The sequence below is a fragment of the Streptomyces sp. NPDC020362 genome (genome assembly GCF_040642095.1).
Taxonomy (GTDB): domain Bacteria; phylum Actinomycetota; class Actinomycetes; order Streptomycetales; family Streptomycetaceae; genus Streptomyces.
Map to the genome: position 1 here is coordinate 1 of NZ_JBFAET010000443.1, position 2315 is coordinate 2315.

3 protein-coding genes are annotated in these 2315 nt (G+C 71.4%); all 3 read left to right on the top strand.

The features are described 5' to 3' along the window. The coding region (locus AB0H32_RS48000; RefSeq protein WP_361135969.1) for a sarcosine oxidase subunit gamma family protein at positions 1-257 on the top strand (257 nt) is incomplete at its 5' end. A 414-nt stretch (positions 258-671) separates the two neighbouring features. Then, complete coding sequence (locus AB0H32_RS48005; protein ID WP_361135975.1) at positions 672-965, top strand: HNH endonuclease family protein; 294 nt, start codon at positions 672-674, stop codon at positions 963-965. Positions 966-1075: 110 nt separating this feature from the next. Beyond that, the gene (locus AB0H32_RS48010) at positions 1076-2299 is read left to right on the top strand and encodes a S8 family serine peptidase (protein ID WP_361135972.1); all 1224 of its coding nucleotides are present in this window, start codon (positions 1076-1078) and stop codon (positions 2297-2299) included. The last annotated feature ends 16 nt before the right edge of the window (positions 2300-2315 follow it).

Genomic DNA, 2315 nt, shown 5'->3' on the forward strand with positions numbered 1-2315 from the left:
CCGACGTCTCCGCCCAGCGCACCACCATCCTGGTCGCCGGACCCCGCGCCCGCGACCTGCTGTCCCACGGCTGCCCACTGGACCTCCACCCGCGCGCCTTCGGCCCCGGCCGCTGCGCCCAGACGACGCTGGCGCGCACGCAGGTCGTCCTGGTCGCCCGCGACGAAGCCAGGGCCGGTTTCTGGGTACTGGTGCGCTCCTCCTTCGCCGGCTACCTGACGGACTGGCTGCTGGACGCGGCCGTGGAATACGGGTGAACGACTCGGGAGGAGGACGTACCGCTCGGGCGGAAGAACGTCCGCCATGCACCGTGCTGAGCCGCTCGGGCGGCCCCGAGGAGTGGCTGGGGCCCGCCGTACGGCACAGGCGCATTCCTTCCGTGCCCCTCTTGGCCGGCCAGCACGCTCCTGTGCTGGCCGGGTGCTGACTTTCGAGCCGCGGAGTACACAAGACCGCACGTCGCGGCTCTCATCGGACGAGGTGTCGTACCACTCGATGGTGATGCCGATGAGGCCGGCCGCGACGATCTTGCGCAGGCTGCCAGGTCCTGCGGCATTGACTGCGCCGTTCGCGGCTCTGCGAGCGTTGTGCATGGTGTCACCGTTTCGGGGTGAGGAGGGAACGGATCCGCCGGGACTGGACATCGACCACCTGGTCCCGCAGGCCGAGGCCTGGGACTTGGGGCGTATGCCTGGACGGCGAAGGAGCGGGAGGCTTACGCCAACGACCTCGGTGACGCCCGGGCGCTGATCGCGGTGACGACGGCCGGCAACCGGTCCGAGGCGGACCAGGACCCCAGCACGTGGCTTCCGCCGGCCGCCGGTTACCGCTGCCACTACGTCACCGACTGGGGCGCGGACAAGACCCGCTGGGGCCCGAGCGTCGACCCCGCAGAGCGAGCCGCCCTCGCGGACGTACTCGGTGGCTGCCCCGACGTTCCCGTCACCGTCACCCAGGCCCGCTGACCCGCCCTGTGCCGCACCCCCGCGCACCAGGCGGGAGTGGTGGGAGCCGAGCAAGCCCCGGCCAATGGGCTCATCACAGCGTCCCTGGGCGCTGGTGATCCAATACAGGCATGCATCAACTGCTTCGCATCTGTGTTGTGGCTGCCGCCGCGCTCCTCGTCACGGCCGGGACGGCACCCCTGGCTGACGCGGCGGACCCGGCCCCCAAGCAGTGGTATCTCAACGCCATCCGCGCCGACAAGATCTGGAAGGTCAGCACCGGCAAGGGGATCAAGGTCGCTGTCATCGGCACGGGGGTGAACCCCGGGACGCCTTCGCTGCGCGGTCAGGTGCTACGGGGGAAGGACGCCCTGGTCGAGGCCGGGCTGGCGAAGGGCAGCGTCACGGACACGCACGACACCACCGGCGCAGGCACTACGGCCGCCGAACTCATCGCCGGAACGGGACGCGGCGGCGGACTGAAGGGCCTCGCCCCGGGCGTACAGATCATCCCGATCCGGGTACCGCCGATCCGGCACAACGAACTCCCTGATCCCAACTACCCGTTGTCCGCCGCCATCACGTCCGCCGTGGACGCGGGCGCCCAGATCATCGACATCACCATCGGCAACCAGTACGTCATCGGCAGCGACTACGACCATCAGGCGCTCAACTACGCCGTCAAGAAGGGCGTGCTGATGTTCGCGGGCACCGGGGACAACGCGAAGGAGGGCAACAAGCAGCAGTATCCGGCCGCCTACGACGAGGTCGTCGGAGTGGCCGCCATCGACCGCACCGGCACGGTAGCCCCCACCTCCCAGCACGGCAAGGAGGTCGAGATCTCCGCCCCAGGCGTGGACATACCCCGTTGGTGCGACGCCACCTTCCGCCGGTACTGCGTAGACGGCGGGGGCACCGCGGCCGCCTCGGCCCTGATGTCGGCGGATGCGGCGCTGGTGTGGTCCAAGCACCGCGACTGGACGGCCGCGCAGGTGTGGCGGGTCCTGGAGGACACGGCGGGTCGCTCCTGGCCCGCCGACAAGACCAGCGTCTACCTCGGTTACGGAGGCGGCCGTCCCTACCAGGTCCTGGTCCACGGCCGGGGACGGCCCGGCCCCGCCGACCGGAACACCACGCCGTGGGACGTCCAGCCGCTGCCGGGCTCGCCCAGCCACGGCCCCGCTCCGCGGCCCTCAGGGACGGGCACCAAGCCGAACTCGCCGGCCGCATCCACCCTGGCCGGCTCCTCCCACGGCTCCGGACTGCCGCTGACGGGCATCGCCATCGGCGCCGCGGCCGCCCTTGTCCTCGCCGGCGGCGCCCTGTGGATCCTGCTGCGCCGCCGCGCCCGCTGACTCTTCGGGGAGCCGC

Excerpts from the sequence above, each read along its gene's own strand:
- AB0H32_RS48010 (WP_361135972.1), top strand. The coding sequence starts at position 1,076 with ATGCATCAACTGCTTCGCATCTGTGTTGTGGCTGCCGCCGCGCTCCTC.